20 protein-coding genes are annotated in these 25,743 nt (G+C 74.5%); 9 read left to right on the top strand and 11 right to left on the bottom strand.

The features are described from left to right. Positions 1-651: 651 nt before the first annotated feature. The 3 genes from BU197_RS10420 to BU197_RS10410 all read right to left on the bottom strand — a co-directional run bounded on the left by BU197_RS10420 (position 652) and on the right by BU197_RS10410 (position 3,672). A complete protein-coding gene (locus BU197_RS10420; RefSeq protein WP_188267967.1) occupies positions 652-1,524 on the bottom strand; it encodes a universal stress protein in 873 nt (290 codons plus the stop codon). Positions 1,525-1,673: 149 nt separating this feature from the next. Then, on the bottom strand, positions 1,674-2,951 hold the full coding sequence (locus BU197_RS10415) for an acyl-CoA dehydrogenase (protein WP_188267966.1): 1,278 nt from the start codon (positions 2,949-2,951) through the stop codon (positions 1,674-1,676). 265 nt (positions 2,952-3,216) lie between these two features. Then, positions 3,217-3,672, bottom strand: a complete 456-nt coding sequence (locus tag BU197_RS10410; RefSeq protein ID WP_188267965.1) for an RrF2 family transcriptional regulator — start codon at positions 3,670-3,672, stop codon at positions 3,217-3,219. A 208-nt stretch (positions 3,673-3,880) separates the two neighbouring features. On the opposite strand from BU197_RS10410, the gene BU197_RS30960 reads away from it, so the two are divergent. Beyond that, positions 3,881-4,003 (top strand): hypothetical protein, encoded by a 123-nt coding sequence (locus BU197_RS30960; protein ID WP_262928237.1) that lies wholly within the window; start codon positions 3,881-3,883, stop codon positions 4,001-4,003. A 502-nt stretch (positions 4,004-4,505) separates the two neighbouring features. Continuing rightward, positions 4,506-5,372 (top strand): glutathione S-transferase C-terminal domain-containing protein, encoded by an 867-nt coding sequence (locus tag BU197_RS10405; RefSeq protein ID WP_188267964.1) that lies wholly within the window; start codon positions 4,506-4,508, stop codon positions 5,370-5,372. A 333-nt stretch (positions 5,373-5,705) separates the two neighbouring features. On the opposite strand, the gene BU197_RS10400 is transcribed toward BU197_RS10405, so the two are convergent. Then, positions 5,706-6,743 (bottom strand): NAD-dependent epimerase/dehydratase family protein, encoded by a 1,038-nt coding sequence (locus BU197_RS10400; RefSeq protein WP_188267963.1) that lies wholly within the window; start codon positions 6,741-6,743, stop codon positions 5,706-5,708. A 140-nt stretch (positions 6,744-6,883) separates the two neighbouring features. Between BU197_RS10400 and BU197_RS10395 the strand changes: the two genes are divergently transcribed. Together BU197_RS10395 and BU197_RS10390 are read left to right on the top strand one after the other, a co-directional pair. Further along, positions 6,884-7,198, top strand: a complete 315-nt coding sequence (locus BU197_RS10395) for a DUF5133 domain-containing protein (RefSeq protein WP_317452144.1) — start codon at positions 6,884-6,886, stop codon at positions 7,196-7,198. Between the two features lie 151 nt (positions 7,199-7,349). After that, positions 7,350-9,731 (top strand): ATP-binding cassette domain-containing protein, encoded by a 2,382-nt coding sequence (locus BU197_RS10390; RefSeq protein ID WP_188267962.1) that lies wholly within the window; start codon positions 7,350-7,352, stop codon positions 9,729-9,731. 110 nt (positions 9,732-9,841) lie between these two features. Here the strand turns inward: BU197_RS10390 and BU197_RS10385 are convergent, their stop codons facing one another. Then, on the bottom strand, positions 9,842-11,098 hold the full coding sequence (locus tag BU197_RS10385) for a D-alanyl-D-alanine carboxypeptidase family protein (protein ID WP_188267961.1): 1,257 nt from the start codon (positions 11,096-11,098) through the stop codon (positions 9,842-9,844). Between the two features lie 604 nt (positions 11,099-11,702). On the opposite strand from BU197_RS10385, the gene BU197_RS10380 reads away from it, so the two are divergent. Both BU197_RS10380 and BU197_RS10375 read left to right on the top strand, forming a co-directional pair. Beyond that, positions 11,703-13,571 carry an NAD-binding protein gene (locus tag BU197_RS10380; RefSeq protein ID WP_188267982.1) on the top strand — a complete coding sequence of 623 codons (1,869 nt, stop codon included), beginning with the start codon at positions 11,703-11,705 and terminating at the stop codon, positions 13,569-13,571. 336 nt (positions 13,572-13,907) lie between these two features. Then, complete coding sequence (locus BU197_RS10375) at positions 13,908-15,158, top strand: cytochrome P450 family protein (RefSeq protein ID WP_188267960.1); 1,251 nt, start codon at positions 13,908-13,910, stop codon at positions 15,156-15,158. On the opposite strand, the gene BU197_RS10370 is transcribed toward BU197_RS10375, so the two are convergent. The 5 genes from BU197_RS10370 to BU197_RS10350 all read right to left on the bottom strand — a co-directional run bounded on the left by BU197_RS10370 (position 15,149) and on the right by BU197_RS10350 (position 20,308). Then, entirely contained in the window at positions 15,149-15,397 is a 249-nt protein-coding gene (locus BU197_RS10370) for a hypothetical protein (protein WP_188267959.1), read from the bottom strand. The genes BU197_RS10375 and BU197_RS10370 overlap by 10 nt on opposite strands. Before the next feature lie 62 nt (positions 15,398-15,459). Beyond that, positions 15,460-15,936: an NUDIX domain-containing protein gene (locus tag BU197_RS10365; RefSeq protein WP_188267958.1), complete on the bottom strand. Its 477-nt coding sequence runs from the start codon at positions 15,934-15,936 to the stop codon at positions 15,460-15,462. Positions 15,937-16,125: 189 nt separating this feature from the next. Beyond that, positions 16,126-17,331, bottom strand: a complete 1,206-nt coding sequence (locus BU197_RS10360; RefSeq protein ID WP_188267957.1) for an FAD-dependent oxidoreductase — start codon at positions 17,329-17,331, stop codon at positions 16,126-16,128. Beyond that, positions 17,328-18,755, bottom strand: a complete 1,428-nt coding sequence (locus tag BU197_RS10355) for an FAD-dependent oxidoreductase (protein WP_188267956.1) — start codon at positions 18,753-18,755, stop codon at positions 17,328-17,330. The genes BU197_RS10360 and BU197_RS10355 overlap by 4 nt, the downstream gene beginning before the upstream one ends. Beyond that, complete coding sequence (locus BU197_RS10350; protein ID WP_188267981.1) at positions 18,752-20,308, bottom strand: FGGY family carbohydrate kinase; 1,557 nt, start codon at positions 20,306-20,308, stop codon at positions 18,752-18,754. Before BU197_RS10350 ends, BU197_RS10355 begins: the two co-directional genes overlap by 4 nt. A gap of 305 nt (positions 20,309-20,613) precedes the next feature. Between BU197_RS10350 and BU197_RS10345 the strand changes: the two genes are divergently transcribed. Both BU197_RS10345 and BU197_RS10340 read left to right on the top strand, forming a co-directional pair. Beyond that, on the top strand, positions 20,614-21,588 hold the full coding sequence (locus BU197_RS10345) for a hypothetical protein (RefSeq protein ID WP_188267955.1): 975 nt from the start codon (positions 20,614-20,616) through the stop codon (positions 21,586-21,588). Positions 21,589-21,671: 83 nt separating this feature from the next. Further along, positions 21,672-23,228 (top strand): amino acid permease, encoded by a 1,557-nt coding sequence (locus BU197_RS10340; RefSeq protein ID WP_223183065.1) that lies wholly within the window; start codon positions 21,672-21,674, stop codon positions 23,226-23,228. Positions 23,229-23,282: 54 nt separating this feature from the next. Here the strand turns inward: BU197_RS10340 and BU197_RS10335 are convergent, their stop codons facing one another. Beyond that, positions 23,283-24,041 carry a winged helix-turn-helix domain-containing protein gene (locus tag BU197_RS10335; RefSeq protein WP_188267954.1) on the bottom strand — a complete coding sequence of 253 codons (759 nt, stop codon included), beginning with the start codon at positions 24,039-24,041 and terminating at the stop codon, positions 23,283-23,285. Positions 24,042-24,226: 185 nt separating this feature from the next. Here BU197_RS10335 and BU197_RS10330 point away from each other — a divergent pair, with 185 nt between their 5' ends. Beyond that, entirely contained in the window at positions 24,227-25,567 is a 1,341-nt protein-coding gene (locus tag BU197_RS10330) for a DUF2252 domain-containing protein (RefSeq protein WP_188267953.1), read from the top strand. Positions 25,568-25,743 lie beyond the last annotated feature (176 nt).

Here is a 25,743-nt window from a genome sequence, read left to right as displayed (position 1 = left end):
CCGCCCGCGCCCCCGGCACCTCCCCGGGCCGTCCGGGCCCCGGCCGCCCCGGCCTCCCGGGCACGGTGCCCCCGGGACGCCGGGGCTTGGCCGTACGCGCGGGTACGGGCCGCACGGGCGACCGAGGGGAGAACGAGGGACGCCGTACGGCGGCGGGGACGGCCACCGCAGCCGCACCGGCCACCGATCCCGCACCGGCCTGGGCCGCGGCCCAGGAGGCGACGGGCGCCGGTCCGGGTCCGGTTCCGGGTCCGGCGGAGGTCAGATACGCCCCTGCCGCCGCCGCCAGGGCGGCGGCCGCCACTCCCGCGAGGACGACTCCGGTACGGAGTCGGGGGCGGCGCGCGGGGCCCCGCCGCGAGCCGGTGCCCGAAGGTCGCGACGGGCGGACCCGCCACCGGCGGACGGGCCCCGGGAGACCGCTCCGCTTGCGGTGCCGCCCGTCCGTCCGGGGTGCGGGGGCGCCGGGGCGGGACGGGTGAGGGTCGGGGTGGCCGTGGTGCCGCATGGAGGTCCGCTCTCTCGCCGTGGTCGCCGTACGGTCCGGGGCGGGGGAGGGCCACCGGGGCGACGGCGATAACCCTTTCCGGTCGCGGCCGCCCCGACACTCCTTGTCAACCGGACGCGTCAATCCGACCCGCCCGGCCCCCTTCAGCCCTGCGGGATCACCGCCACCGGGCAGGGCGCGAGGTGCAGCGCCGCGTGCGCCACGGAGCCGATGCGCGGCCCGATGGCCCCGCGCTTGGCGCGCCGGCCGACCACCAGGAGCTGTGCGGCGCCCGAGGCGGAGAGCAGCACCTGCCCGGCGCTGCCCAGCTCCACGTGCTCGGTGACGGGCACGTCCGGGTACTGCTCCCGCCAGGGCGCGAGGGCTTCACGCAGGGCCTTCTCCTCGTACGGCACGAGCCCGCCGGCCTCGTCGGCGAGCCGCATCGAGGCGGGGCTGTACGCGTACAGCGGGGGCAGGCTCCAGGCCCGAACGGCGTGTACGCCCACACCGCGCGCGGCGGCGGTGGCGAACGCGAAGCCGAGGGACCCCGCGCTGTCCTCGGGGGTGCCGAGCTGGCCGACGAGCACATGCCCGGTGGGCGGCTCGATCTGTTCGCCGTCGCGGGTGCGGACGGCCACCACCGGACGGGTGGCCCCGGCGATGATCTGCTGACCGTACGAACCGAGCAGGAAGCCCATCAGACGGCCCTGGCCGCGCGAGCCGATGACCAGCATCTCGGCCCGCTCCTCGATGCCGAGCAGCGCGGCCACCGGGGTGTCGGGAAGCACCTCGGAGGCGATCACGAGACCGGGGTACCGGTCGGCGACGGCGGCCTCGGCCTCGTGGAGGAGGGTCTGCGCCGCGCGTTCCTGGGTCGCGCGGTCCTGGATCAGGGGGAGGTCGATGGGTTCCCAGCGCCACGCGTGCGCGAGCCGTAGCGGGAGCCCCCGGTGGAGGGCCTCGCGAGCGGCCCAGTCGGCCGCGGCGAGGCTCTCCGGGGAACCGTCCACTCCTGCGACGATCTCACGACTCATCAGGCTGCCTCCGTCGGTGCGGTGACGGGCCCGCCCGGTGGTCGGACCCTGCTGTCTCCCAGCTTGGGCCCAACAGCCCCCGGGCGAGAGGGTCGGACGTCCCGACATGCCGGTCCGACCGGCCCTTCGTCCCCGTGGCGGAGGGCGTGTCAGGCCAACAGGGTGAGCCGGGCGTGGGTCGAGTTGAGGTAGTGGTCGCCGATGTCCCGCAGCCGGTGGGCCGAGGGCGTGGGGGCGGTGAGCGCGCGGGCGTTGCGCCAGAAGCGGTCGAAGCCGGGCCCGCCGCGCCGTATGTCGGCGCCCGCCGCGCCGTCGACGAGTTCGAGGACGCGGGTCGTGATGGAGACGGCGGCGTTCCCCGCGACGGTCTCGGCGGCGGCCACCAGGACGGCGATGTCGGCCCGTTCCTCCACGCCGAGGGTCCACCCGGCGAGCAGACCGCGGGTCAGGGCGTCCGTGGCCCGCTCCACCACGGCGGCGGCGGTGTGCGCGGCCGTCGCCAGCTCCCCGTAGGCGAGCAGCAGATACGGGTCGTCCCCGGTGCCGTCCGTGGCGGGGTGCCGCCCCGGGTGTCCGGCGCGGCTGATGTCCCGCGCCTCGGCGAGCGCCCCCTCGGCGATCCCGAGCCCGACATGGACGAGGAGGAGCCGCAGGGCGAGCGGGGCGAGGGTGGTGAACGGGGCGACGGCGTGCTCGTCGTGGGGGAGGACGCCGAGGACGTGCTCGGGTGTCACGGGCACCCGCTCGAAGGCGACGGTGCCCGCCCCCGCGAGCCGCTGTCCGACCCGGTCCGGCCCGGCTTCGGTGAACACGCCGGGCGCGGCGGGGTCCACGAGGATCACGAGCAGATCGCCGATGCCGCCGGGGCGGGCGCCGACGACGAGCCGGTCGGCCACGGCGACGGCGGAGGCGAAGGAGCGGGTCCCGTCGAGGAACCAGCCGCCTTCGGGCGTGTCGGAGGGCGTCAGGACGAGCCCGGGGTCGGACTCGGAGCACGGCGCCTCGATGTCCCCGGCGAGCAGCCAGTTCTCCTCGGCGGTCCGCGCGTCGAGCGGGATGTCCGAGGTGTGGAACGGGGCGAGGAAGCGGCTGCTCCAGGACAACGCGTAGTGATGGGCGAGGAGTTCGCCCACGGAGCTGTCGGCGGCGGAGATCTCCCGGACGACCGCGCAGGCGGCCCGCCAGTCGGCTCCCCGCCGGTCCGGCCCCGGCGCGGTGAGCAGGGCGGGAAGCCCGGCTTCCTGGAGCCGGGCGACCTCGTCGAAGGGGGCCTTGCCCGCCCGGTCCCTGGCCAGGGCGTCGACGGCGAGGTCGTCGGCGAGTTCGCGGGTGACGCGGGGCCAGAAGTCGTCCTCGACGGGCCGGTCGGGCGGTGCGGAGGCGGTGCGGTTCGCTGCTCTGGTCGGCGCTTTCCTTGGTGTGCTCACGTCACCTCACCTGATTCCCTAATCCCCAGTGGAATACTAGGGATAGTGACAGAGGAGGATCCTCCGGCCCAAGGGGCGTCCGAAGGGTGGACGGGGCTGTACTGAAGGGTGAGATTCCGTCAAGTCACCGCAGGTCGGCGAGGGTTGATCCGATCCGCAGGGGAGAAGGGCGGAGCCTTCGGGGTGGGTCTCGGAGCCCGTAAGGGGCGGCGTCGGAGCCGCCGGGGAGTGGCACTGAGGCTCCCAAGGGGCGTTTCCGGGGCCCTCAGGGGTTGGTCCAGGCCTCCGGATCCTCCGTCCGGCCCACGATCTCCTCCGGCAGCCGGGCCGCCGCCACCTCCGCGAGGGAGACCCCGAGCACCTCGCGGACCCCCACCCGCAGCGCGATCCACAAGGTGAGCAGCGATTCGGCGGGCCCCGTGTAGGACAGGTCCGGCGGGCGCTCCCCGCGCACCGAGACCAACGGCCCGTCCACACAGCGGATGACCTCCGCCACCGAGATCGACTCGGCCGGCCGGGCCAGCCAGTACCCGCCGTTGCCGCCGCGCTGGCTCTGCACCAGCCCGCCTCTGCGCATATCGCCGAGGATGCCCTCCAGAAACTTGTGCGAGATGCCCTGGTCCTCGGCGATCGCCTCGGCCTTCAGGGGACCCGCGTCCTGGGCGGCGGCGAGCTGGAGGGCGGCCCGCACCGCGTAGTCGGCCCTGGCTGAAATGCGCATGCGCGCATTATTCCGTACAGGTGTGGGCCGATCCCTGCCCGAGCGGCACCGGGCCCGGGAACTGCCCGAACCGGCCGCAGGTCGGCCGGGAGGCGGCGGACCCGCGCGCATGAGACAGTCCGTGAGACGGCCGTGCAGCACCTCTTGACGCCGCTCCGGGCCGGTCGGACACTCGGGACGGGATAACCGAGTGAACAGGTAGGGAACCATGGGACGCACCGGCCGGCGGAACACCGGGTTCGCCGCGCCCCTTCCGCGCTCCCTGCCCCTCACCTCGCGCCGCCACATCGATCTGCTGCGGGTCTGTAGCGCGGCGAGTCGCCCCGCCTGAGCCGCCTCCCGGCACACGGCACCGCTCCGCTCCGAACCTCCCCACCCGTCCGGCCGCCCCTCACCGGGGTGCCTCCGGCGGGCGCCCGGGGGTGGTGCCGGAACCGGGGTGGCGCCTGACACCGGTTGGCGCCTGCGCCCCCGGTACGGGCCCCTTCCGGGCGCCGCCCTGGCCGCCGTACGCGCCTGGTCGCCGTTCGTCCCCGGCCGGGCATCCGTTCCCGGCCGGGCATCGGTCCGGGCGGCCGGGCATCCGTCCGGGCCGGACATCCGTCCCGGCCACCGAGACAACCCGTCCGTGAATCGGCCTCGCGCCCGCCATCCCTCCTTCCCCCGCCGTCCCTCCTTGCCCTTCCTTCCCGCCGTCCCTTTCCGCCCGTATCCCTATCCCTGCCGTCCCTGCCCCCGGACCGCCCACCGCACCACGGCCCCCGGCCGGGGCGGCACTCAGCCCGAGTGCCCAGCCCCGAGCACCCGGCACCGAGCACTCTCAAGGGAGAAGCATGTCCGTCGTCGTCCCGTCCTCGCTGCTGCCCGCCTCCGCCGTGCCCGCCTTCCGCGGTCGCATCGGCCGTGACGTGCACAGCGGCCACTACGCCGCCCCGCACCGCTACCGCCTCCATGTCGCCCCCTCCGATCCCGACTGTCTGAGGATCGCGCTCACCCACGCCCTCCTCGGACTCGACGGCACCCTCCCCCTCACCGTCCTCCCCGAGGCCCCCGACACGCCCGACGGCGGATACGACGCGCTCCGCCCGCTCTACGAGGCGAGCGCCCACCTCTACGGCGGTCCCGCCGCCGCCCCCGTCCTCAGCGACGACTGGACCGGACGCATCGTCAGCACCCACGTCCCCGACATCCTGCGCGACCTCGCCCTGCGCTTCCGGGGCGAAGGCCCCGACCTGCTGCCCGAGGAGCACCGCGGCGACATCGAAGCCCTCTCCGACCTGTGCGAGCGCGGCATCAACCAGGCCGCGCAGCGCGCCGGGGAGCTGGGTCTCGACGACGAGGCCGCCCACCGTGACCCGCTCACCGTCCTCTTCACCGCCCTCGACTCCCTCGAACACCGCATCGCGCGCCACCCCTACCTCCTCGGCGACGCGCCGACCGCCGCCGACGTCCACGTCTGGGTCACCCTGGTCCGGCTCGACACCGTCCACCGCTGGCACCTGGACGCCGCCGCCATGGACCGGGTCGCCGGATATCCGGCGCTCTGGGCGTACGCCCGACGGCTGGCCGCCCTCCCCGAGTTCGGCCGCTGCCTGGACATCGACGCGCTTCTCCGCCGCCACCAGGCCGACTGCCGGGGCCGCGAGGCGGCCGGTGGCGCGATCCGCCTCATCGACTGGCCCGCGGCGACGGACAACTGAGCCAAGGGCCGGGGCCGGGGAGCCGGGCTGCGGGCAAGGGACAGGGGTGTGGGCGCGGGCGGAGCGGCGCCTCCGGCCCTCGGCTGCCCCTCCTGCCCTCGGGCCCGGCCCGTCCTGCCCCGGCCCGCCCGGTTCCGGTCCGACGGCCGGGGGCTCCCGCACTGGCACCCGGCCGCCGGACCCTCCTCGTCCGCCCGTCCGCCCGTCCGCCCGACCGATACGCCGATACGCCCGCGCCCGGCCACCCCCTCCCTCCCCGTGCGCACCAAGGGACCCGGTCGCCACCCCGTACGCCCCTGACCTTCCCCGTACGATCGAAGGCCGCCGACCCCGTCAGCCGATCCGGTGTCCCGCCAAGGGCCCCGTGGACTCGCCCTTGCCCGAGCGGACCCCGCGCAGAAACGCTTCCACCGCTTCGAGGGAACTCTTCTTCGGCTCCCATTCCAGCTCCCGGCGCGCCCGTTCGGTGGCGAGCAGGGGGAGTTGCCGCAGTGCCTCGAAGAGGCCGGGGGAGGCGGGGACGAGGCGCAGGTGCCAGGCCGCCGACAGGGCGCCCCGCACCGCGCCCGCCGGGACCCGTACCGGCTTGGCGTTCAGCAGCCCGCCGAGGGTCGCCGCGTCGAGCACCGGCTCCGCGGCCAGGTTGAACGGGCCCCGCACATCCCGAAGGAGCGCCCGCAGATAGGCGTCGGCCGCGTCCTCGGTGTGCAGGACCTGGAAGCGCAGTCCCTCGAACTCGGGGAGCAGCGGCAGCAGATCGGGCCGTATCAGCTGCCCGGGGAAGAACCGCCCCGCGAAGATCCGCCGCTGCTCGCTCGCCGCCTCCTCCTTGAACAGGAACGCGGGACGCATCCGTACCACCCGCACCAGCGGATGGTCTCTTTCGAAGGTGTCGAGGACCCTCTCCAGATAGGCCTTCTCCCGGGTGTACGCGGCTTCCGGCCAGCCGTGCGTCGGCCATGCCTCGGACACCGGGGCACCGCCCGACGGGCCGGGGGAGTAGGCCCCCACCGAGGAGGCGTGCACCAGGACCGGGACGCGCGCCGCCGCCACCGCGTCGAAGACCCGCACCGCGCCGAGGACATTGGTCCGCCAGGTCTCCGCCGGATCGTGGGTCGGCCCGAACCGCCAGGCCAGGTGCACCACCGCGTCCGCCTCCGCGACGTACCCGGCGAGTCGCGGCTCGTGCCCCTCCTCGGAGAGGTCCACCTCGGCCCACTCCACGCCGGGCACGTCGAGGTCCGGACGGCGCCGGGCGAGGCCCAGGACCGAGCCGACCCGGGGTTCGTCCGCCAGGGCCCGGACCAGGCTCGTACCGACGTTGCCGGTCGCTCCGGTGACGACGACCCTCGACAGGGTGTTCGGGTTCATGTCTCCGACCCTCCGCCATGGGCGGGCGAACCGCACCCCGGGAGACCCCGGCGGGACCCCGTCACCCAGCGTGTCCGTGCGGGTCGCGGCCGTGGCCGGTGCCCGGCAGGATGGAGCGATCCACCAGAGAGGAGGCCCCCATGCTGCTGCTGCCCGACCGGAAGACGGTCGACCGGCTGCTCCGGCACTACCGCGCCCAGGAGCGGACCGTACGGGCCAGACCGTGCGACCTGTCGGCCCGGCGGCGCTTCGAGGACACGACGTACACCCTGTGCGTCCTGATGGGAGAGCGGACCGCACCCGCCGCCGTCTTCGCCGCCGAGCGCCATCTGGCCGGAATGAGCCTGGTGCCGCCCCTCGATGCCGGAACTCTGGCGGCGCCCCTCGAAGGTCTTCCCGTGGCGCCGCCCCTTGAGGACGTCCCTCTCGCGCCGCCCCTCGAAGGCGTCCCCTGAGTCCCGGCTCCGGCCATCGGTCAGGAAGCGAGAAGCGTCGCCGTCCCGCCGCCGCTAGTGTGGCGGTCATGGACCCCGCGACACGTCCGCCGCCTGGCGCGGCGCGACGCGCGGGTCCATGCACCGGACCCGTGCGACAGCTGGAGAGACGATGAGCAAGGCCCCGAGGGCGGACGAGCGGACCGCGCACCCGGCCGACCGGCACGACCTGATCCGCGTGCACGGCGCGCGCGAGAACAACCTCAAGGACGTCAGCATCGAGATCCCGAAGCGCCGGCTCACGGTCTTCACCGGTGTCTCGGGCTCCGGCAAGAGCTCCCTCGTCTTCGACACGATCGCCGCCGAGTCGCAGCGGCTCATCAACGAGACGTACAGCTCCTTCGTCCAGGGCTTCATGCCCACCCTGGCCCGCCCCGAGGTCGACCTCCTCGACGGGCTCACCACCGCGATCATCGTCGACCAGCAGCGGATGGGCGCCGACCCCCGCTCCACCGTCGGCACCGCCACCGACGCCAACGCGATGCTGCGGATCCTCTTCAGCCGCCTCGGCGACCCCCACATAGGCCCGCCCGGCGCGTACGCCTTCAACGTCCCCTCGGTGAAGGCCAGCGGCGCCATCACCGTCGAGCGCGGCGACAAGAAGGCGGTCAGGGCCGACTTCCAGCGCACCGGAGGCATGTGCCCCCGCTGCGAGGGCCGGGGCACCGTCTCCGACATCGATTTCACACAGCTCTACGACGACACCAAGTCGCTCGACGAAGGCGCCCTCACCATCCCCGGCTACACGCCCGGTGGCTGGAACTACCGCCTCTACGCCGAATCCGGGCTCGTCGACCCCGCCAAGCCGATCCGCCGCTACACCAAGAAGGAACTCCACGCCTTCCTCCACCACGAGCCCACCCGCATGAAGATCGCGGGCATCAACATGACCTACGAAGGGCTCGTCCCCCGCATCCAGAAGTCCTTCCTGGCCAAGGACAAGGAGGGCATGCAGCCGCACATCCGCGCCTTCGTGGAGCGCGCCGTCACCTTCACCACCTGCCCCGAGTGCGACGGCACCCGCCTCACCGAAGGCGCCAGGTCCTCGAAGATCGGGCGGATCAGCATCGCCGACGCCTGCGCGATGCAGATCAGCGACCTCGCCGCCTGGGTCAGGAGCCTCGGGGAACCCTCCGTCGCCCCGCTGCTCACCGCCCTCCAGCTCACCCTGGACTCCTTCGTCGACATCGGCCTCGGCTACCTCTCCCTCGACCGGCCCGCCGGCACCCTGTCCGGCGGCGAGGCCCAGCGCGTCAAGATGATCCGGCACCTCGGCTCCTCGCTCACCGACGTCACCTACGTCTTCGACGAACCCACCGTCGGGCTGCACCCGCACGACATCCAGCGCATGAACGAACTGCTGCTCCAGCTCCGCGACAAGGGCAACACCGTCCTCGTCGTGGAGCACAAGCCGGAGACGATCGCGATCGCCGACCACGTCGTCGACCTCGGACCGGGCGCCGGTACGGCGGGCGGCACCGTCTGCTTCGAGGGCACCGTCGACGGGCTGCGCGGCGCGGACACCGTCACCGGCAGGCACCTCGACGACCGGGCGTCCGTCAAGGACGAGGTGCGGCGGCCGACCGGCGTCCTGGAGATCCGGGGCGCGACCGCCCACAACCTGCGGAACGTCGACGTCGACCTTCCGCTCGGCGTCCTCACCGTCGTCACGGGAGTCGCGGGCTCCGGCAAGAGTTCCCTCGTCCACGGCTCCCTCCCGGCGGGCACGGACGTCGTCTCCGTCGACCAGAGCCCCATCCGGGGCTCGCGCCGCAGCAACCCGGCCACCTACACCGGGCTCCTCGACCCGATCCGCAAGGCCTTCGCCAAGGCCAACGGCGTGAAGCCCGCGCTCTTCAGCGCCAACTCCGAGGGCGCCTGCCCCACCTGCAACGGCGCCGGAGTCGTCTACACCGACCTCGGCATGATGGCCGGAGTCTCCTCCACCTGCGAGGACTGCGAGGGCAAGCGGTTCCAGCCCGCCGTCCTCGCCTATCTCCTCGGCGGCCGGGACATCAGCGAGGTCCTCGCGATGTCCGTCACCGAGGCGGTGGAGTTCTTCGCCTCGGGCGAGGCGAAGACCCCGGCGGCGCAGCGTGTCCTCGCCCGCCTCGCCGACGTCGGCCTCGGCTACATCAGCCTCGGCCAGCCCCTCACCACCCTCTCCGGCGGCGAGCGCCAGCGCCTCAAGCTGGCCACGCACATGGGCGAGACGGGCGGGATCTACATCCTCGACGAGCCGACCACCGGACTGCACCTCGCCGACGTCGAACAGCTCCTCGGCCTGCTCGACCGGCTCGTGGACTCCGGGAAGTCGGTCATCGTCGTGGAACACCACCAGGCGGTCATGGCCCACGCGGACTGGATCGTCGACCTCGGCCCCGGAGCGGGCCACGACGGCGGCACGATCGTCTACGAGGGCACCCCGGCCGAACTCGTCGCGACCCGCGCCACCCTGACCGGCGAGCACTTGGCGGCGTACGTGGGGGCGTAAGGCTTACGGGGAGGGCGGGGCGGCCCCCTCGGCGCCGGGCGGGCGCAGGGGCGTGGGCGGGGGCGCGGGGGGCGGCTCACAGCGGGGTCCAACATCGAGGGCGGCGGCTCTCAGCGGGGCCGGAGGGACGCCCTCCGGCGCAGCGTCCACAGGGCGAGGGCCGCCAGACAGGCCGAGCCCACGAAGATCAACGGCAGCCCCTTCGAGCCGCCGGGGGCCGCCTCGCGACCGTGCGTCCCGGCGGCCCCGGCGCGGGACTGCGGGCCGCCCGCCTCGACGGGCTCGCCGCCGTGCGCCACCGACACCGGACGCGGGTCCGAGGCGCCCGCCTCCTTCGCCTTCTCCGGCAGCAGCGAACCCACCGCCTGCACCCGGCCCGCCGCATCGAACCCCCAGTCGAGCAGCTCGCGCGCCTCCTCGTACACCGCGAAACCGCCCCCGGCCTGCGGGTTCATCACCGAGACGACAAGGGTTCTGCCATCTCGCCGGGCGGCCGTCACCAGGGTGTTGCCCGCATTGGTCGTATAGCCGTTCTTGATGCCGATCAGGCCGGGATAGCCTGCCACGCCGTCCGTGCCCGTCAGCAGCCGGTTGGTGTTCGCGATCCCGTACGACCACGAGCCCGCCGGGAAGTCCGCGTACCGGGTCGAGCAGTACCGGGTGAACGCCGGGTCCTGGAGTCCCGCCCTGCCGAAGAGCGCCAGATCGTACGCGGACGAGACCTGCCCCGGAGCGTCGTACCCGTCCGGGGAGACCACCTCGGTGTCCCGGGCACCCAGCGACCGGGCCTTCTCCTGCATCTGCCGGGTCATCGACTCCCAGCCGCCGTTCATCGCGGCCAGGACGTGCACGGCGTCGTTCCCCGAACTGAGGAAGACCCCGTTCCACAGATCGGAGACCTTGTACGTGTACCCCTCCTTCACCCCGACCAGACTGCTGCCGTCCCCGATCCCGGTCAGCTCGGCATCGCCCACCGTGTGTTCCTCGGACGGCTGGTGACGGGGGAGCGCCGTGAGCGCGAACAGCGTCTTCAGGGTGCTGGCGGGCGGAAGCTTCCGGTGCGCGTCCCGCGCGGCGAGCACCTCGCCCGTGGCGGCGTCCGCCACCACCCACGACAGGGCGGAGACCGAGGGCACGGCCGGTGCGCCCGGCAGCGGCCGTACCTGCACACCCGCACGGTCGAGCCCCGCCGGGTCGATGCGGTGCCGGGCGGGCGGCGTCGGCTCCTCGGGCACGAGGGTCGTGCCGTGCCGCCGGACGGCTACGGGGAAGGGACCGGCGGAGGCGGAGGCCACCGGGACGGGCAGCACCAACAGCAGCACCACGGCACCGGCGGCAGCGGGACGGACAGCTGACGTGACGATCATTCAGCCACCGTAGGAACCGCCCGCCGTCCCCGCAGATCGAAGTGCGCCGACCGGCGTAGCGCGTGTCGCGGGCGGTGCGGCATACGGGTGGGGACCCGGCATGAACGGGCCCCCACCCGGGTGATCCGCACGGCTCGCGAAGGCGGGCACCGGCGCGCACGGTGGGCGGGTACAACGTGCGTCAGTTGGGCCGGTACAACGCGCGGATGGTGGGCGGGTACAGCGCGGCCACGGTGGGTGGGCTCGACGGGTGGGGTTGGGGTAGGACGGGTGGGGTACGACGTGGGCACGGTAGGCGGGCACGGTGCGCGCCCGACGGCGGGCACGGCGCTTCGGGACCGGCCCGACCGGCCCCGGCCCCGGTCCGGGGCCGCGCAGGGGGCCCGCCTTCGGCGGTCGACCCCTCCGAACCGGCCGGCGGTCCGCTGTCGGTGGTGCGAGGCATCCTGGTGACGTGCCCTCATACCCCGACCCGAGCGATACCGTTCCGGCCACGAACGTCCCCGCGCCGGCCGCCGAGCCGGTCCCCGGCCCCGTCAGAAGTCCCTTCGGCGCACCCGTCTCCCGGGCCGAGCGTCAGCCCCGTGACGCCCTCGACGGGCACATGATCGTCTGCGGGGACGACGCCCTCGCCCACCGCCTCGCGGGCGAACTGCACGAGGTGTACGGGGAGCGGGTCACCCTCCTGGTCCCCGCCCGGCCCGACACGCCCCGCGCGCCCACCGCCCGCACCGGCCGCGCCCTGGCGCTCTTCGGCCGGGTCACCGCCGCCGTCGCCCGCACCACGGCCGCCGTGGGCGCGGCCGACGCGGGGACCGGCGCCCTGCGGGTCGTGGAGGCGGCGGAGGCCGACGAACGGGCCCTCACCGAAGCCGGAGTGGAGCGCGCCGCCGCCCTCGCCCTCGTCCACGAGGAGGACGAGACCAACATCCGCGCCGCCCTCGCCGCCCGCCGCCTCAACCCCCGGCTGCGCCTGGTCATCCGCCTCTACAACCGTAAGCTCGGACAGCACCTCGAAACCCTCCTCGACCAGGCCGCCGCCGTCGCCGAGCCGGGCCGCGACCCCGAGACGGCCGACGCCGCCACCACCGTCCTGTCCGACGTGGACACCGCCGCACCCGGGCTGGTCGCCTCCGCCGTCGCGGGCACCAGCAAGGTGGTGCAGGCGGGCGGTCTGCTGCTGCACGCCGTGGAGCGACCGCCCGCCGAAGGCCGGGCACCCGCACCCGGCCTGTGCACCCTGGCCCTGCTCTCCGCCACGGCCGGGGACCCGGCGGGCTTCGAGGGCTCCGAGCGCAGCGGCGCCGACGGCCCGCTGCTGCTCCCCGACGCCCGCACGGTCGCCGAGGCCACCGGCCGTGCCGCCGTCACCCTCGAAGCGGTCACGGCGGCCGGCCCGGGTACGCCGTCCGCCCGGCTCACCGCCTCCGCGCTGCCCGTCGCCTCCCTCTTCTCCCGGCGGCTCCGCTGGTCCCTTGCCGGGGCCGCCGGAACCGTCCTCGCCCTGGCCCTCGCCTCCACGTTCACCACCGGCGACCACCCCCTGCACGCGGCCTATCTGACGCTCCTCGACATCTTCGCCATCGGCGACCCCGCCGTCGGCGAGACGACCAGCCGTCAGGTCCTCCAGATCCTCGCCGGGTTCGTGGGCCTGCTTCTCCTCCCGGTGATCGTCGCCGCCCTGCTCGAAGGGCTCGGCACCTTCCGTTCGGCGACCACCCTGCGCCGCCCGCCCCGGGGCATCTCCGGGCATGTGGTCCTCCTCGGCCTCGGCAAGGTCGGCACCCGCGTCCTCGCCCGGCTGCGCGGCCTCGGCATACCCGTGGTGTGCGTCGAGTCGGACCCCGAGGCCCGGGGCATCGCGGTCGCCCGCCGCCTGCGCGTCCCCACGGTCATCGGCGACGTCACGGAGGAAGGCGTGCTGGAGGCCGCCCGCATCGACCGGGCCCACACCCTGCTCGCCCTCACCAGTGCCGACATCACCAATCTGGAGGCGGCGCTCTCGGCCCGTGCCGTCACCCCGGACCTGCGGGTGGTGCTCCGCCTGTTCGACGACGACTTCGCCACCGCCGTCTTCCGCACCCTGCGGACCGCGCACCCCGCCGCCCTCACCCGCAGCCGCAGTGTCTCCCATCTCGCCGCCCCCGCCTTCGCGGGCGCCATGCAGGGCCGCGAAGTGCTCGGTGCCGTCCCCATCGAGCGCCGGGTGCTTCTCTTCGCCGCCCTCGACGTCGCCGGGCATCCGCTGCTCGACGGCCTGACCGTGCCCGAGGCCTTCCGCGCGGGCGCCTGGCGGATCATCGCCCTGGACGGAAGCCCGGCATGGGACCTGGCCCCCGACCGGCGCCTCGGGCCGGGCGACCGCGTGGTGGTGGCCGCCACCCGCAGGGGCCTCGCGGAACTCCTGGGCGGGGCAGGACGAGCGGGAGGGGCGGTGGAAGCGGTCGACTCGGTACGTGGGGCGGGGAGTTGACCGTACGATGAGCCGTCCCAGGGACCGGGCTTCCCGGAGCGCGACCCCTCCGAGGAGCCGGGCTCACCGGAGCGCGACCGTCTCCGGCGGGGCCAGCCGGACGCCCTGGGACGCCGCACCGCACCTCGTACACCGCACCTCGTACACCGCGCTCCGCCCCGCACACCGACCTTCACCCGGAACACCCGTACCCCACCCGGCACAGCGCGCTTCACCCCGTACACCCGTATACCCCTACCTCACCCCGTACGCCGTACCTCACCGGGAACCCCCACACCCGGGCAACGCCCACCCCCCCCGCCGTATCGGACCGTCCCGCAGTCAGGAGTTCCCTCCGTGAACGCACCGCACGGCTCCACCCCCGGCCGGACCCCGCACCGCCTGGACGCGGCCGGGGGCTGTCCGCATGCCGTCAACGCGCGGCTGCTGGCCCAGGGCGCCGTCGCCCCCGTCGTCCTGCCCGGCGGGATCGAGGGCATGGCGGTCCTCGGTCACGACGCCCTCCGTGACTTCCTCGCCCACCCCGACGTCGCCAAGGAGCCCCGGCACTTCACCGCCCTCGCCGAGGGGCGGATACCCGAGGGCTGGCCGCTGCGGACCTTCGCCACCGTCCCCGGCATGACGACCGCCGACGCCGCCGACCACCGCCGCCTGCGCGCCCTGGTCGGCGGCGCCTTCACCGCCCGCCGGGTCGAGGCGCTCCGCCCCCGCGTCGAGGAGATCGCCGCCGGGCTGCTCGACGACCTCGCCGGGGCCGCGCGCGGCGCCGACGGAGTCGCCGACCTGCGCCGCGCCTACGCGCTGCCGCTGCCACTCGGCGTCATCTGCGAACTGCTCGGCGTCGACCCGGCCCATCAGGACCGGCTGCACCGCCTCTCCAGCGTGGTCGTCGCCACCGACACCGAACCCGCACGGGCCGTCGCCGCCAACCGGGAACTCCTCGCACTCCTCGCCGCCATCGCCGCCGAGAAGACGGCCACACCCGGTGACGACCTCACCAGCGCCCTGATCGCCGTCCGCGACGAGGACGGCGACCGGCTCGCCGGGCCCGAACTGATCGGCACCCTGCTCCTGATGATCGTCGCGGGGCACGAGACCACCCTGAACCTGGTCACCAACGCGGTCCGGGCGCTCTGCGCGCACCGCGACCAGCTCGCCCTGGTCCAGTCGGGCCGGGCCGACTGGGCGGACGTGGTGGAGGAGACCCTGCGCTGGGACAGCCCCCTCGGCTACTTCCCGTTCCGCTACCCCACCAGGGACCTCACCGTCGACGGCACCCCGATCCCCCGGGGCACGCCCGTGCTGGCCGGATACGCGGCGGCGGGCCGGGACGCCAAGGCCCACGGCCCGGACGCCGACCGCTTCGACATCACCCGGAAGAGGAAGACGAAACACCTCTCGCTCGGCCACGGCCCCCACTACTGTCTGGGCGCGCCGCTCGCGAGGCTGGAGGCGACCGTCGCCCTGGAAGCGCTCTTCACCCGCTTTCCGGAACTCGACCTGGCCGTCCCCGAGTCCGCGCTGCGCCCGCACGCCGGTTTCGTCGGCAACAGCGTCCGCGCACTCCCGGTCCGCCCCTACCGCTGACGACCGGCCCCTGAGCAGGGAGGCTGGCCCCTGGCCCCTGAGCCCGGCCCCCGAGCCGGGTCCTCGTTCCCGTCGAGGCCCGCAGCGCGGAGCGCCTCGTGCGCCTCGGCCATCGGCCGGGTCGGCATCAGCCCCGCGTACGGGACGAGGAGAGGACCGGTGAGTACGGCCCGGGTGGAGGCCAGGAGCCGCAGATACGCCTGGGTGGCGGCGCGCTCGGGGGCGGTGATCGTGGTCATGTCGGACTCTCCGTCGACGGTTCGGCGCCCACCAGCCTCCCGCACGGGTCCGACAACCGCGCTCAGGTCCGTCCTTCGAGCCGGGCCACCAGCCGCTCCAGGAACACCCGCTGGCCCTGGACGAGCAGCGGCGCCGCCGCCTCCGGAGCGAACCAGCCCACCCGGTCGACCTCGGGGAACTCCCGTCGGACCCCCGACCGGGGCGGCCACTCCAGGGTGAACGTGCCCGGCACGACCGAGGCCGGATCGAGGGTGCCCTCGACGGCCCAGACGGTCACCGTCTTCCCGCCGCGCTGCCGGGACTCGCCCAGGTCGAGCCACGGCCCCTCGGGCACGGCCAGGCCCAGTTCCTCCTGGAACTCGCGGCGTGCCGCCGCCTCCGGCGCCTCCTCGGGGCCGTACTCGCCCTTCGGGATCGACCAGGCAGCCTCCTCGCGCGAAGCCCAGAAGGGCCCGCCCATATGGCCGATGAGGACTTCGACGCCCCCGTCCGGCGGACGGCGGAAGACCAGGAGACCCGCGCTGCGCTTGTCCGGCATGCCGCCAGTGTGACCCGGGAGGCCCGCCGGGGGCCGCAGCGCCGCCCCGGGACTCACCCCACTGCCCGGTAGCCGACGGCCTGCCCCCGGGGCATCGGGACCGCTGTCCGTCCTGGGGTCCACTATTGCCCGGCAGGCCGACGACCCACCCCCGGGGACCCACCCATGGTGGCCACCTCGCCCCGGGACTCACTCCTCCGTGCCGAGCACCACCGGTCCGCCCGCGAGATCCACCCCGCTCGTCCACCACTCCCCGAGACGCACCGGGCGCCCGGGATCGAGCGTCCCCCGCAGCCGCTCCCGCCGCGATGGAACGCCGTCCTGGGCGACCGTCAGGACCGGTCGTACGAGCCGTCGCTGCGGTCGTACGAGCAGGGGCACCGGGTCCGGTCCGAGGAGCCCGGGTGTCACCCGGTGCAGCGCTCCCGCCGCCGTGATCGGCACTCGGCCCTCGGGCCAGGGCCGTCCGGCGAGGTGCCCGAGCACCGCCGCCGTCACCGCCCGGCCCTCGGCGGCGGCGGTCCGCGCGGATTCCCCGCCGTGCAGCAGACTGCCGACGGCGAAGACCCCCGGCTCGGCGGTGCGGAAGGCGCCGTCCGTGACCGGCCCCCGGGTGCCCGGGGCGAGGGGCAGCCCGCAGGCACGGGCCAGTTCGTGGTCGGGGATCCAGTCCCCGGTGAACACCACGGTGTCGCAGCGCAGGACGCCGGTGCGCCCGTCGCCGCCCCGCACCGCCACCCCGGTGAGCCGTCCGCGCCCATGCAGCTCCGTCACCACCGTCTCCGCGAGCACCGGCACAGGACCGAACGCGCCGTGGCGCGCCGGGCGTTCGCAGACGACCGCCACCACGTCGATCCCGGCCGCGCGCAGGGTCCGCACCGCGCCGCGCGCCACCGGGTCGCCGCCGACGACCACGGCCCGTCGCCCGACGGGCTCCCGTGACGTCCGGGCGGACGGGACCAACTGCTGAAGCTCCCCGGTGGTGAGCACCCCGGCGGGCCGCGAGCCGGGGACGAGCCGGGCGCTGCGGGGGCGTTCACGGGCGCCCGTGGCGAGGACCACGGCCCGCGCTCGGATGGTTTCGAGGCCGGTGGGCGCGGTGACGTCGAGGGTCAGGGGACCGGTCCAGCCGGTGGCCGAGACCCCGGTCCGTACGGTCGCCCCGGCCCGGAGCGCCGCCCGCACCGCACGCCGGGCGAAGGCGGGTCCGTCCAGCGGACGGCCCCGGAGGTCCGCGCCGAACCCGGGGCGCACACAGTGCCGGGGGACCCCGCCCGGGGTCCGCTCCCGTTCCAGGACCTCGACCCGGCCCGCGCCGGCCGCCGCGAGTCCGGTCGCGGCGGCGAGCCCGGCGGGACCCGCCCCCACCACGAGCACGTCGACCGTGCGGTTCACCGGCCGTCCTTCCCTTCGCGTCCGTGGTCCTCGACAAGGGTGCGGACCCGCGCGCCGCAGTAGTGCCCCTGGCAGCGACCGCCCCGCGCGCGGGTCCTGCGGCGGAGCCCGTCGAGTCCGGCCGGCGGGATCGTGGAGGCGAGGGCGGCCCGGATCTCGCCCCGGGTGACCCGCTCGCAGTGGCAGACGATCGACCCGTACGCGGGATCGGCGGCGATGAGCCGGGCGTCCCGGTACGGCCGGGGGAAGGCCTCGCCGATGTTCGGCATCCGGACTTCGGCGAGCGGCCGTTCGGGTCCGGCGTCGAGCCCGCAGTCGTCGAGCAGCCCCCGGACGTGTTCCGCGATGGCGAGGGAGGCGGTGAGCCCGGTGGACCGGATGCCGCCCACCGTCACGTACCGCAGCTCCGGGTGGGCCGCGATCCGGTAGTCCTCCTGGCCGGTGGCGGCCCGGAGCCCGGCGTAGACGGCGGTGACCTCCTCGTCGAGCAGGGCGGGCAGGATACGGCCGCCCTGGGCGCGGAGCCCGGCGAGCCCGTCCGCCGTGGTGCCGGTGGCGGTCTTGTCGGAGAGGTCCTCGGCGGTGGGGCCGAGGAGGACGTTCCCGTACACGGTGGGGGTGATCAGGACCCCCTTGCCGAGCGGCCCGGGGACGGGCAGCAGGATGTGCCGGACGAGGTCGCGGGCGAACTTGTCGAAGACGAGGAGCTGGCCCCGGCGCGGGGTGACGGTGAAGTCCTCCCGGCCGACCAGCGCGTCGAACGCGTCGGCGTGGAGCCCGCAGGCGTTGACGAGCAGGCGGGCGCGCAGCACTCCGCGCGGGGTGACGAGCCGGTGGTACGGGTCTCCCGCCCGGACCGTCTCCACCCGGCAGCCGAGGTGGAGGTCCACTCCGGAGCGGACGGCCTGGGTGGCGTACGCGAGAGTCGTCGTCCAGGGGCAGATGACCGACTCGCCGGGCACGGCGAGCGCCCCGAGCGCTCCGGGTCCCAAGTGGGGTTCACGTTCGAGGAGTTCGGCGGCGGAGAGCAGCCGGGTGGTGTGGTGTCCGTTGCGGGCGGCCTTCTCCGCGAGCCGGGGGAGGGTGGCGAGCTGCTGTCCGTCCCAGGCCACCAGAAGCGCGCCGAGCGGTTCCACGGGGATGCCGGTCTCCTCCGCGTAGGCCGAGAGCAGCCCGTGGCCCTCGCGGACGAGCCGGGCCTCAAGGGTGCCGGGCGCGGCGTCGAAACCGGTGTGCAGGATCGCGGTGTTGGCCTTGGACGTGCCGTCGCCGACGTCGTCGGCGGCGTCCACGAGGGCGATCCGCAGCGGATGGCGGGCCAGCGTCCGGGCGATGGCGGAGCCGACGACGCCCGCGCCGACGACCACCACGTCGTAGTCGGCGCCCGGCCCTTCGGGAAGCGGCCCCCGCCGGGTGACGCTCATCGGGTGGCCCCGCCGGGAGAGGCGTCGGCCCCCCCGGGGAGGGCGCCGGTCGCACCGGGCAGGGCGTTCGCCCCGTCGGGCGGCGTACCGGCCCCGTCGGGCGGCATGCCCTCGGCTCCGGTGCGCTCCACCAGCGCCGCGACCTCCGCGCGGAATCGGGAGAGCCGCGCCTCGGCCTCGTCGCGGGAGATACGGGGCTCGTAGACGGCCGAGGGCCGCCACGCGGGCACGGCGTGCTCCGGGGCGAGCCCCGGGTCGAGGCCGAGCCGGGCCACCGCGCCGACGCCGAGGGCCGTCGCGTCGGGGGAGGAGGCCACCTCGACGGGAAGCTGGAGGAGATCGGCCTGGGTCTGCATGAGGAGCGCCGAACGGGTGAGTCCGCCGTCGGCGCGCAGCGAGGTCGGCGGCGCCCCCCGCTCGGCGGCGACGGCCGCTGTGAGGTCCACGACCTGCGCGGCGATCCCCTCGCAGAGGGCGCGCACCAGATGGCCCCGGTGGGTGTCGAGGCCGAGCCCGGTGAGCGAGCCCCGGACGTCCCCGCGCCACCAGGGCGCGGCGAGTCCGGCGAGGGCGGGGACGAAGGCGACCCCGCCGGTGTCGGGCGCGGTGGCGCCGACGGAGTCGAGTTCCCCGGCTCCGGCGATCACGCCGAGGTCGGTGAGCCAGCGGACGGCGGAGGCGACCGTGTACACCTGCCCGTCCAGACAGTGGGTGACCTCGCCCCGGAGCCGCCAGGCCACGCAGCCGACGAGGCCCGAAGTAGTGCGGTGGGGTGCGGATCCGGTCCTGGCGAGGAGGAACGCGCCGGTGCCGTAGGTGCACTTGGCGGCGGCCGGATCGTCCGCGCTCTGCGCGAACAGCGCCGCCTGCTGGTCCACCAGGAGGCCGGTGAGGGGGAGCGGCGGCCCGAAGGCGCGAGTGGTGCCCACGGGGGTGTCGCAGTCCACGATCCGGGGCAGGCGCTCGCCGTCCAGACCGTAGTGGCCGAGGGCGGTCGCGGACCACGCGAGGGTGTCCAGATCGAGCAGTCCGGTGCGGCCTGCGGTGGCCGTGTCGGTGACGAAGGCGCCGGTGAGCCGGTGGACGAGCCAGGAATCGCTGGTGGTGACCACACCGGAGCGGGTGGCGTGACGGCGTATCCAGGCCATCTTGGGCGCGGCGAAGTAGGGATCCACCGGAAGGCCGGTGAGATGCGCCAACTCGGCTTCGTGCGGGGCGAGTTCCGTGCAGATGCCGGAGGCTCTGCGGTCCTGCCAGACGAGGGCGTCGGTGAGGGGTTCGCCGGTCACGGGGTCCCAGGCGAGGACGGTCTCGCCCTGGTTGGCGAGGCCCACGGCCACGACCCCGGTGCCCGCGTCGGCGAGGGCCGCGCGTCCGGCGGCGACCACGGAGTCGTACAGCTCACGAGGGTCGACCTCGACCAGACCGCCCGGCAGATAGCGGGGCCGCACCGGGGCCGTGCCGCTGCCGAGGACTCCGCGCTCGGGGCACAGGACGAGCGCCTTGGTGCCCGAGGTGCCCTGGTCGACGGCGAGTACGGGACCGCCCGTCATCGTGCCGCTCCTGTCCTGTGGAATCCGCTCGGTGATCATCCGGTCACCGAAAAGGGTCAGGGTGCCGTCGTGACGGGACTTCGTCAAGCCCGGAAGCCGGAGCCCGTCACCTCGGCGCGCCTAACTGACAACAAGTCAAATTCAGTCGCTGGCTCAATAGTTATCGTCGTGAAAGAAAGTGGACCGGCCGCATCCAGAGCCCTCTATAGTGATCGCCGATCAACGGCCGGGACGCCCGCCGGGGGACTGACCACCCCCTCCATCCACCGAGGACCCATGTCATCGACACCACCCCCCACGCCCTGATGGCCGCACAAGCCTTCCGCCCCGTCTACCACCCGGCGGGCCACGACCACGCCCTGCGCCATGCCCTCCAGGACTTACGCACCGGGCGCTGGGTCGCGATGGCCCGACTCCTCGACGAGACGGCCGACTGGGAGGCGTGGACCCGGCGGACCCAGGTCCTCGCGGCCGTCGCCGCCGGTACCGACGTCGTCCACACCTGGCGCACCGAGCAGCCCGGGAGCCGCGCCGCCGCCGTCATGCACAGCCGCGTCACGGTCGAGCGCGCCGTCCGCGCCCACCGCGCCGGCCACACCCGGACCCGGGAGCTGTGGCAGGAGGCCTGGACCGCCTGCCGGGACGCCGCCGACCACGCCCCCGAGGACCCCGTGCCCTGGGTCGGGCTGATCGCGCTCGCCGCCCTCGACGCACGCCAGCGCATGGCCGAACACCGCCTCACCCCGCCCGCGCCCATGCTGCCGCCCGGACCCTGGGGGCTGCTCGCCGAGGCGGAGAAGCGCGACCCGCACAACCGCGAGGCGCACCACCGCATGCTCCAGTTCGTCTACGCACGGCGCCCGGGGCCGCTCTCGGAGGCCGTCAACTACGCGCACTGGGCCGCCTCGTCCGCGCCCGTGGGCTCGGCCCTGCACGCCCTCCCGCTCTACGTACGGGTCGAGCGCTACCGGCGCGAACGCGGTCACGAACGCGCCCTCGACCTGCACTGGGTCGCCGAGGACGCCGTACGGGACGCCCAGCGGGCCCTCGACACCTGGTTCTTCTTCTGCTCCGCCGAAGACGCCTCGCTGCTCGACCTCAACCATCTCGCGCACGCCCTCTACGGGGCCCTCCGCTTCCCCGACGCCGCCCGCGTCTTCGAGGCGCTCGGCCCGTACTACACCACCCTGCCCTGGGCCTACCGGACCCCCCATCCGGACGACCGCGCCCTTGCCGAAGAGGTCTTCCTGCGCGCCCGTGCCCGCTGTCTCGGCGGCTGAGGACGGCCGAACCGCCGCCGGACGCCCGAGAGCCGCGCACCCCGACCCTTCCCCCCCCGCTCACCCCCGCCCCGGAGGAACCCATGGCCCGCACCGAACTGCCCGACGCGACGCGCACACCCTCCGCGTCCGCCGGGATACGCACGACCCCACCTGTCCAGGACGAGGAGGCGAGGCTCAGGGAGCTGGGATATCAGCCCGTCCTCGCCCGCCGGATGGGCGGTTTCGGCAACTTCGCCATCAGTTTCTCCGTCATCTCCGTCCTCTCCGGCTGCATGACCCTGTACGGCTTCGGTCTGAGCACCGGAGGTCCCGCCGTCATGCTCTGGGGCTGGGCAGGCGTCGGGCTCTTCGTGCTCTGCGTCGGGCTCGCGCTCGCCGAGGTCACCAGCGCCTATCCGACCTCGGGCGCGCTCTACTACATGGCCGACCGGCTCGGCGGACGCCGCTGGGGCTGGTACACGGGTTGGCTGAATCTGCTCGGTCTGCTCGGCGCCATCGCGGGCATCGACTACGGCGCCGCCCTCTTCACCGGAGCCTTCCTCAACCTCCAGTGGGGCTTCGAGCCCACGGCGGGCTCCACCTTCGTCATCTTCCTCGCGATCCTGCTGCTCCACGCGACCCTGAACCTCTTCGGCGTCCGGCTGGTCAGCCTGCTCAACTCGATCAGCGTCTGGTGGCACCTCGCCGGTGTCGCCGTCATCGTCGGCGCGCTCGCGATCGTCCCCGAGCGGCACCAGTCCGTCGAGTTCGTGTTCACCGAGTTCGTCAACGACACCGGCTGGGCGAACCCCTTCTACGTCGCCGCCATCGGTCTGCTGCTCGCCCAGTACACCTTCTCCGGCTACGACGCCTCGGCCCACCTCTCCGAGGAGACCTCCAACGCCTCCGTCACCGCCGCCAAGGGCATCGTGCGGGCCATCTGGGTCTCCTGGCTCGCCGGATTCGCCCTGCTCGCCGGACTGACCTTCGCCATCCAGGACTACGCCGCCACGCAGAACAGCGCCACCGGAGTCCCGCCCGCCCAGATCCTCCTGGACGCGCTCGGCTCCGGCGGCGCCACCGCACTGCTCCTCGTGGTCATCGTCGCCCAGCTCTTCTGCGGCAACGCCGAGGTCGCCGCCGCCAGCCGGATGGTCTTCGCCTTCAGCCGCGACAACGCCCTGCCCGGCTCCGCGATCTGGCGCAAGGTCAGCGGCCGTACCCAGACCCCCGTCCCCGCCGTCTGGCTCTCGGTGGCCGTGGCCGCGCTGCTCGCCGTCCCCTCCCTGTACTCGGCCACCGCCTACGGCGCCGTGACCGCGATCAACGTCATCGGCATCACCCCCGCCTACGCCATCCCGATCTTCCTGCGCCTGCGCGCCGGGAAGCGGTTCACCCCCGGCCCGTGGAGCCTGGGCCGCTGGAGCAAGCCGATCGGCTGGATCGCCGTCGTCTGGGTGGCGTTCGTGACCGTGCTCTTCTGCCTGCCGCAGGCGTCCCCCGTGACGGTCGACACCATGAACTACGCGGTGATCGCGCTGGTCGTCGTCCTCGTCCTGGCCAGTGTCTGGTGGTACGTGGCCCGGCGCTCGTACGGCACCCCGACGGCGTACGGAACGGCCCGCGAGGAGGCCGAGATCGCCGAGGGCATCATCTGACGCGTGCCCCGAACCGGTTCGCCGGCTCCCCGCCGGACGGGGTGGGGAGCGGCCTCAGACGCTGAACTCGTAGGTCCAGGAGGCCGAACGGGCGGAGCAGTCGATGTCCGTGATCTCCAGGGCGTGTCCGTGCTGGTCGGTCACCACCCGGTGGACGACCAGCCGGGTCGCGCCCCCGGCCGTCGCCGGGCCGGGGGGGACGCCCACCGACTCCCGGTGGGTGATCCGCAGCCCCGCCTGGTGCATCCAGTGGTAGAGCAGCCGCAGGTCGGGCTGCTGGCGGCAGTCCCGGCCACGCCGGTAGCGGGACAGCTGCGGGATCTCGGACAGCGCCGGCCGGGAGAACCAGGAGACCGCCCGCTGGAGCGTGCTGCCCTGCGGCCCGAGCACCATGTGCCGGTGCACGAGGGTCGGTTCGCCCGGGGTGAGCAGCAGCCGAGGCGCCAGTGGCGCGGGCGGCGGCTCCCAGGTGAGCGAGGCCCGGACCAGCGAGTCCGCGGCGCGCGGCCCGCCGGGGAAGATCGGCCGCCGGGCCGTCGGCGTCGGGGCGGCGCCCTCGCCGCCGGGTCCGCCGGGACCGCTGGAGGCGAAGGTGCCGCGCCGGTCGGTGACCACGAGACGTTCGTCCCGCAGGAGTTGCAGCGCGCTGCGCACGGTCTGACGGTTGACGTGGTAGCGCTGGGACAGGGAACGCTCCGATGGAAGCCTGTTTCCGGGGGCGATATGCCGGTTGGCGAGGTCCTCGCGCAGCGCGGCGGCGACCCGGAGATAGAGCGGCGCGTCCGCCGCAGCCTCGGTAACGGGCTCGGCCATGATCAAACCCTCTCTTCGCTCTGCGTGACCGCATGGGTCGGTTGCGTGATCAATTCCTATCATTGGTCTAAACCATTTTGCTAGGGCGGTCCGGCAGAGTGGCCGAAAGGAGCGAGGCGCCGTGTAATGAGGTACCAGGTGAACGGGGGGCCAGACCGCGGCGCGGAAAAGGCGGGTGAGGCCGGATGACGACACCGTCGGAACGTGCCGCACGGGGCAAGTCCGCCCGCCATCGGGTCTCCCGCTCCTCCCACGGCCGCTGGATCCCCGGCTCCCACCGCCCCGACCCCCTTGACGTGCTGGAACGCCAGTCCGTCGACCGGCTGCCCCACCTTGTTCCGCTCCGCTACGGGCGCATGGCCGCCTCCCCCTTCGCCTTCCTCAGGGGCGCCGCCGCCGTCATGGCCGCCGACCTCGCCGCCCTGCCCCACACCGGACTCACCGTCCAGCTCTGCGGCGACGCCCACCTGCTCAACTTCGGGGTCTACGCCTCACCCGAACGGGCGCTTCTCTTCGATGTCGACGACTTCGACGAAACCCTCCCCGGACCCTTCGAGTGGGATGTGAAACGGCTCGCCGCCAGCGTCACCGTCGCCGCCCTCCAGAACGGCGGAAGCAAGACCACGGCGCACCGCGCGGCCCTCGCCGCCGCCGAGTCGTACCGGACGCATCTGCGCCGCCTCGCCGGACTCGGCGAACTCGCCGTCTGGTACGAACGGATCGACGCCGACGAGATCGTCCCCCTCCTGCGCCGTGGTCAACGCACCCGCGTCGCCGACAGCCTCGCCCGCGCCCGCCGCCGCACCAGCCTCCACGCCCTCGCCCGGCTGACCGCGCCCGACGCGCACGGCACCCACCGCTTCGTCGACGACCCGCCGCTCCTCGAACGCGCCACGGATGTCGACCGGGTCACCCTCGGCAAGATCTTCAGCGACTACCGCAGCTCGCTCTCCGAGGAGCGCCGTGTCCTCCTGGACCGCCACCACTTCCTCGACGCCGCCACCAAGGTCGTCGGCGTCGGCAGCGTCGGCACCCGCTGCTTCGTCCTGCTCCTTCAGGGGCGCGACGCCGAGGACCCGCTCATCCTCCAGGTCAAGGAAGCCGTCCCCTCCGTCCTTGAGCCCTATCTCACCCCGACCGCCTACCCCCACCAGGGGCAGCGCGTCGTCTGCGGTCAGCGCCTCACCCAGGCCGCGGGGGACATCTTCCTCGGCTGGATGACCGGGCCCGAGCGGCGGAACTTCTACTGGCGCCAACTCCGCGACATGAAGGGCTCGGCCGAGATCGAGACCATGTCCCCGTCGGGCCTCCGGGAGTACGCGCGGCTCTGCGGCCGGGCCCTGGCCCGCGCCCACGCCCGTACCGGCGACCGCATCGCCATCGCCGCCTATCTGGGCGGCTCCGACGTCTTCGACCGGGCCATGGCCGATTTCGCCCTGGCCTACGCGAACCAGAACGCCGACGACTACGCGGCGCTCGGTGCGGCGATAGCGGCGGGCGTGGTGACGGCGGCGCCGGGGGCGTGAAGGGCGGGGGAGCGGCGCGAGAGCGGCGGACGGGGTGGCGGGACGACGGCGTGGTGGGCGGCAGTACGTGCCCCCGCCTGCCGCTGCCCCGCCTCCCGCCGTACCCCCGCCTGCCGTGCCCCCTCCCTGCGAGCCCACTGCCTGGCCCGCCGCCCGCCGCCCGCCGCCCGCCGAGG

Source organism: Streptomyces sp. CBMA291, assembly GCF_014596525.1.
Classification (GTDB): Bacteria; Actinomycetota; Actinomycetes; order Streptomycetales; family Streptomycetaceae; genus Streptomyces.
Note: the sequence above shows the minus strand (reverse complement) of the source record. Positions and strands in the feature narration are given on the sequence as shown.

What these genes read in the sequence shown, in the direction of transcription:
- BU197_RS10340 (WP_223183065.1), top strand. Translation starts at nt 21,672, where the DNA reads ATGGCCCGCACCGAACTGCCCGACGCGACGCGCACACCCTCCGCGTCC.
- BU197_RS10395 (WP_317452144.1), top strand. Translation starts at nt 6,884, where the DNA reads ATGCTGCTGCTGCCCGACCGGAAGACGGTCGACCGGCTGCTCCGGCAC.
- BU197_RS10355 (WP_188267956.1), bottom strand. Translation starts at nt 18,755, where the DNA reads ATGAGCGTCACCCGGCGGGGGCCGCTTCCCGAAGGGCCGGGCGCCGAC.
- BU197_RS10385 (WP_188267961.1), bottom strand. Translation starts at nt 11,098, where the DNA reads ATGATCGTCACGTCAGCTGTCCGTCCCGCTGCCGCCGGTGCCGTGGTG.
- BU197_RS10335 (WP_188267954.1), bottom strand. Translation starts at nt 24,041, where the DNA reads ATGGCCGAGCCCGTTACCGAGGCTGCGGCGGACGCGCCGCTCTATCTC.
- BU197_RS10330 (WP_188267953.1), top strand. Translation starts at nt 24,227, where the DNA reads ATGACGACACCGTCGGAACGTGCCGCACGGGGCAAGTCCGCCCGCCAT.
- BU197_RS10410 (WP_188267965.1), bottom strand. Translation starts at nt 3,672, where the DNA reads ATGCGCATTTCAGCCAGGGCCGACTACGCGGTGCGGGCCGCCCTCCAG.
- BU197_RS10380 (WP_188267982.1), top strand. Translation starts at nt 11,703, where the DNA reads ATGATCGTCTGCGGGGACGACGCCCTCGCCCACCGCCTCGCGGGCGAA.
- BU197_RS10345 (WP_188267955.1), top strand. Translation starts at nt 20,614, where the DNA reads ATGGCCGCACAAGCCTTCCGCCCCGTCTACCACCCGGCGGGCCACGAC.
- BU197_RS10405 (WP_188267964.1), top strand. Translation starts at nt 4,506, where the DNA reads ATGTCCGTCGTCGTCCCGTCCTCGCTGCTGCCCGCCTCCGCCGTGCCC.
- BU197_RS10390 (WP_188267962.1), top strand. Translation starts at nt 7,350, where the DNA reads ATGAGCAAGGCCCCGAGGGCGGACGAGCGGACCGCGCACCCGGCCGAC.
- BU197_RS10400 (WP_188267963.1), bottom strand. Translation starts at nt 6,743, where the DNA reads ATGAACCCGAACACCCTGTCGAGGGTCGTCGTCACCGGAGCGACCGGC.
- BU197_RS30960 (WP_262928237.1), top strand. Translation starts at nt 3,881, where the DNA reads ATGGGACGCACCGGCCGGCGGAACACCGGGTTCGCCGCGCCCCTTCCG.
- BU197_RS10365 (WP_188267958.1), bottom strand. Translation starts at nt 15,936, where the DNA reads ATGCCGGACAAGCGCAGCGCGGGTCTCCTGGTCTTCCGCCGTCCGCCG.
- BU197_RS10420 (WP_188267967.1), bottom strand. Translation starts at nt 1,524, where the DNA reads ATGAGTCGTGAGATCGTCGCAGGAGTGGACGGTTCCCCGGAGAGCCTC.
- BU197_RS10370 (WP_188267959.1), bottom strand. Translation starts at nt 15,397, where the DNA reads ATGACCACGATCACCGCCCCCGAGCGCGCCGCCACCCAGGCGTATCTG.
- BU197_RS10350 (WP_188267981.1), bottom strand. Translation starts at nt 20,308, where the DNA reads ATGACGGGCGGTCCCGTACTCGCCGTCGACCAGGGCACCTCGGGCACC.